Annotated in this window: 5 protein-coding genes; 4 read left to right on the top strand and 1 reads right to left on the bottom strand. The window is 48.3% G+C overall.

The window, feature by feature from the left end:
* Window positions 1-168 precede the first annotated feature (168 nt).
* The 4 genes from ABYW01_RS15330 (at window position 169) to ABYW01_RS15315 (ending at window position 3,634) form a co-directional block, all read left to right on the top strand.
* Window positions 169-918, top strand: coding sequence for an SDR family oxidoreductase (locus ABYW01_RS15330; RefSeq protein ID WP_372834278.1), 750 nt, complete (start codon window positions 169-171; stop codon window positions 916-918).
* 197 nt (window positions 919-1,115) lie between these two features.
* Window positions 1,116-1,784 (top strand): HAD family hydrolase, encoded by a 669-nt coding sequence (locus ABYW01_RS15325; RefSeq protein WP_228050653.1) that lies wholly within the window; start codon window positions 1,116-1,118, stop codon window positions 1,782-1,784.
* Window positions 1,785-1,897: 113 nt separating this feature from the next.
* The gene (gene sppA / locus ABYW01_RS15320) at window positions 1,898-2,809 is read left to right on the top strand and encodes a signal peptide peptidase SppA (RefSeq protein WP_372834280.1); all 912 of its coding nucleotides are present in this window, start codon (window positions 1,898-1,900) and stop codon (window positions 2,807-2,809) included.
* 237 nt (window positions 2,810-3,046) lie between these two features.
* Complete coding sequence (locus ABYW01_RS15315) at window positions 3,047-3,634, top strand: antibiotic biosynthesis monooxygenase (protein WP_372834276.1); 588 nt, start codon at window positions 3,047-3,049, stop codon at window positions 3,632-3,634.
* 122 nt (window positions 3,635-3,756) lie between these two features.
* Here ABYW01_RS15315 and ABYW01_RS15310 read toward each other — a convergent pair whose 3' ends face one another.
* On the bottom strand, window positions 3,757-4,338 hold the full coding sequence (locus ABYW01_RS15310; protein ID WP_372834274.1) for a nucleoside triphosphate pyrophosphatase: 582 nt from the start codon (window positions 4,336-4,338) through the stop codon (window positions 3,757-3,759).
* Window positions 4,339-4,340: the final 2 nt, after the last annotated feature.

The following is a 4,340-nucleotide window of genomic DNA, read 5'->3' as shown; positions in this document are numbered from 1 at the left end:
GGGTTGTCAAGTACGCTGCGCGGGTGATCAACCAGAGAGGTGAAGTGGTTATCGATGGCGTGTGGACCCTGCTAATGAAAAGACAAATCAATCAATGAAAACTTTGAAGCCCGAGCAGTAAATCAGTGAATTGACGTTTCAATTCTTTAAGAAAATGCGGAGGGAAAAATGAAGCTTGCGGAAAAAGTCGTTTTAATTACGGGGGGCGCCAATGGGATTGGCCGGGCAACTGCCTTGCGCTTCGCCCGTGAAGGGGCAAGGGTGGTGGTCAGCGATGTAGACGCTGAAGGTCTGGCAACTGTCTGCCAGGAGGTCGAACAAGCCGGCGGGCAAGCCATATCTGCCGTAGGCAGTGTCACCGACCGATCCCAGGTTCAGGACATTGTTGATACAGCCTTAAATACATTTGGGCGCTTAGACATCCTGATTAATAATGCCGGCACTATGCCGATTAGTCCGATTTTGTCGGGGCGCGTCGATGAGTGGGATCGGATGATCGATGTAAATATAAAGGGTGTGCTTTATGCCATTAATGCCGTTTATCCGGGTATGGCTGAACGTAAGGACGGGCATATCGTCAATATCAGTTCTGTTGCTGCGCGCCTGACCTACCAGAGCGCCGGTGTGTATGGCGGCACTAAGCATGCGGTCCGTGCAATCTCTGATACCTTGCGTAAGGAGGCGATTCGCTTCGGTGTGCGGGTGACAGATATTCAGCCAGGTTCTGTCGACACCGAACTGCCTGATAGTATTGCGCATGAGAAAATCCGTAGTGCAGTGAAAGATAATATGTATGCGGAAGAGAGCCCTATCTTGAAACCGGAAGATATCGCCAATGGCATTATGTATGCGATTTCGCAGCCGGCCTATGTGGATGTCAGCGAGTTGCTGATCCGTCCAGTCATTCAAGAAAACTGATCTGCCGGCAGCGTTTGTGAGCACAGGCGCTGCTTATCTTTGCTTTTTCCTTTCTTACGCCTTTAACCCTCTGTTTTCCGGGTTCTTCCGTCATATCTTTGCAGGCATAATAGACAACCTGTAACGCGACCAGGTTTGGCTGCTTCGTGGCTGTATGTATCGCTACGTTTGCAATGATTAATTTTTGGAGTGTCATTTTGTATAAGTTACTGATTTTTGACTGGGACGGAACCATTATTGATTCTGCTGCTCGTATCATATCCAGCATGCAGGCTGCTGCCCGTGATCTATCATTGGGTGAGCTGACTGATGATGCTGTGCGGAATATCATCGGGCTGGGTTTGCCGGAAGCGATCCGCGAGCTTATACCCTTTGTCACGGATGAGCAGATACAGCAGATGCGCGAGCGTTATGGTCACTATTATTTAGGTGTAGATACGACGCCAACCCATCTTTTTGTCGGTGCGCAGCAAAGTCTGGAGCGTATGCATAGCAAAGGGATTCGGATGGCGGTTGCGACAGGTAAGAGCCGCAGAGGTCTGGATAGGGTTTTTAATGACACTGGACTAGGCTATATATTTGAAACTTCTCGTTGCGCAGACGAAACTACATCGAAGCCGGATCCTCATATGCTTGAGGAGATTCTGGCGGAGACTGGGGTCAAAGCATCAGAAGCATTGATGATCGGAGATACCGAGTTTGATCTGGATATGGGGCGGCGAGCTGGTATGGATGTGATTGCCGTCAGTTATGGTGCGCATCATGTTGATCGTTTGATGAAATACGATCCGGTACTGTTGGTTCATCATTTTCCTGAATTGGAAGCCTGGATCGAAAGTCGATATATATTGGAGGAACGAGTTTAACGATGTCTGACAATCACTGGAATGAACCTGAAAAGCCCAAGACGCCAGCCTCTGACGCACTGGACAAAGTGCGTCAAAAACAAGAGGGCAAGTAATGGCGCCTTTTAGAGCGCCTGGTTGACGGCTCTTATGTTGAGCAGCGACGTGCCCGCCGTTGGGGTATCTTGTTCAAATCGCTGACATTTCTCTATTTGTTTGCATTGCTGGGAATGGCGTTTTTTGGCGGTTCGCTATCCGATTCGTCTCCAGATGTGACCGAGCATACAGCGGTTATCAATATTCAGGGGCCAATTTCGGCCAGTGAAGAAGCCAGTGCAGACAACATTGTTTGGGCGTTGCGCAAGGCGTTCGAATCGGAAGAATCGAAAGCTGTCATTATGCGTATTAACAGCCCGGGTGGCAGTCCGGTGCAGTCTGGCTATATATATGACGAAGTGAAACGTCTGCGTGTGCTGTATCCAGAGAAGAAAGTCTATGCTGTGATTGTTGATATCGGTGCTTCAGGTGCATATTACATTGCGGCCGCTGCTGATGAGATTTATGCAGATAAAGCCAGTTTGGTCGGTTCGATTGGTGTGGTCGCTGGCGGATTCGGTTTTGTTGATCTGATGGACAAGGTTGGTGTTGAGCGTCGCTTGTACACTGCGGGTGACCACAAGGCATTTCTTGATCCGTTTAGCCCACAAAATTCGAACGAAACCAATTTGTGGCAGCAGGTGCTGGATACAACCCACCGGCAGTTTATTGAGCAGGTGAAGAAAGGGCGCGGAGAGCGCTTGAAAGACAACGAAAAAATGTTCAGCGGTTTGGTGTGGACCGGAGAGCAGGCGCTGGAGCTCGGGCTGCTGGATGGCATCGGAAGTAGTAGTTACGTTGCACGCGAAGTTGTTGGTGTTGAAGAGATGGTTGATTACACCTCTCAGCCTCAGCTTTGGCAGAAGATTCTAGATCGTGTCAGCACAACATTTGCGAAAACGATTAGCGCTGAAATGGGTTTGAACAACAACAGTTGGCAGATGCGCTAACTACTGTATGCGGTTGGTGTCAGACTGAAATAAAAAGGGGGACTTAGGTCCTCCTTTTTTGTGTCTGTTATTGGTGATGGGGTTGCTAGCCTTGGTCTCATAAGTCTCGGGCTAGAGCACTAAATCCTATATATGGGAATTAGGGTTTCATTTTGCTCTCTTTATCCTCTATGTGAGATCTTTATACTTCTTGCATGAAGTTACGTGCTTCGTTTTTAGAATTATTGGGGTATACGCATGCAGAGTTCCGAACAAGCCACAGAATCATCGTCACCGGTGACCGTCGTTATTTCTCGCCGGGTAAAGGAAGGGTGTGAAGATGCGTTTGAGCAACTCAGTGCCAAAATGACTGAGGCGGCTGCACCGTTCCCAGGATATATGGGAACCAATCTGTTTCGCCCCACGGGTCCTGCTGACCCTGAATACCGCATTATCTTCAAGTTTCAGTCACAGGCTGATTTGGAAAACTGGCAAAATTCTTCGGAGCGAGCGCAGTGGCTAAAGGGTATCGAATGCCTGCTAGAGACGCCGAGTACGGTTGAAGTGACCTCTGGGTTGGTGACCTGGTTTTCGCTGCCCGGTCAGAATCCAGTGCAGCCGCCGCCTAAATATAAGATGACGATCGTAAGCTGGCTGGCACTTTGTCCAACAGTAACGCTGATATTTTGGTTGTTTGGTGATGTTCTGGCGGAATTGCCGCTAGTCTTGCGGACGATGCTGATAACGGCGGTGGTAATGTTGCTAATGAGTTATGTGTTAATGCCGCGTTTTAGTAAATGGTTTGCGTTTTGGCTATTCCCGAAGGAGGGAAGGGACATCCGTTAATGAGTTGAAGCACTCGATGTGTGTAGCGGATCTGGAGTGCTTAGCGACAAAGTGTTGTACAGGGGGGCAAGGGGCTGTTTAAAAATCGCTGCCCCGAATCACCTCTATACTCTAAAGCGTTATTAGCCGATGACCTGATGGTTTTCATTTTCCAGCATACGGATCAGACGAATTAACGGAAGCCCAATCAGTGTATTGGGATCATCACCCTCAAGCTTTTCAAATAGAGCAATGCCCAATCCTTCGGATTTAAAGCTTCCCGCGCAGTTATAAGGCTGTTCTGCTTGCAGGTAGTTTTCAATCATTGCGTCACTGAGTGTGCGAAAATGGACTATAAAAGGTACGACTTCACTTTGTACTGTTCCGGTTTTGCTATTTAATAGAGCCAGCCCGGTGTAAAAGGTGATTTTGTTGCCGGATGCTGATTTTAGCTGGTTTGTTGCATTGGCATGGGTGTGCGGTTTGCCAACGATCTCTTGGTTGATGACTGCAACCTGATCGGAACCAATAATCAATGCGTCACGATGTTCTACTGCTATTGCTTGCGCTTTAGTTATTGCCAAACGTTCAACAAGCTCTATAGCAGATTCGTTATCTAGCGGACTTTCATCAATATCGGGTGAGCTGCAATCATAATTCAGATTTAACTTATCAAGTATTTGGCGTCTGAAGGGTGAGCTGGAGGCAAGAACAAGTGGTTGCATAG

The organism is Pontibacterium sp., assembly GCF_041587635.1.
In the GTDB taxonomy this organism is placed as follows: Bacteria; Pseudomonadota; Gammaproteobacteria; order Pseudomonadales; family Balneatricaceae; genus Pontibacterium.
Note: the sequence above shows the minus strand (reverse complement) of the source record. Positions and strands in the feature narration are given on the sequence as shown.

Bases quoted from the DNA above. Each gene is read 5' to 3' on its own strand.
- ABYW01_RS15330 (WP_372834278.1), top strand. From the start codon at position 169: ATGAAGCTTGCGGAAAAAGTCGTTTTAATTACGGGGGGCGCCAATGGG.
- ABYW01_RS15315 (WP_372834276.1), top strand. From the start codon at position 3,047: ATGCAGAGTTCCGAACAAGCCACAGAATCATCGTCACCGGTGACCGTC.
- ABYW01_RS15310 (WP_372834274.1), bottom strand. From the start codon at position 4,338: ATGCAACCACTTGTTCTTGCCTCCAGCTCACCCTTCAGACGCCAAATA.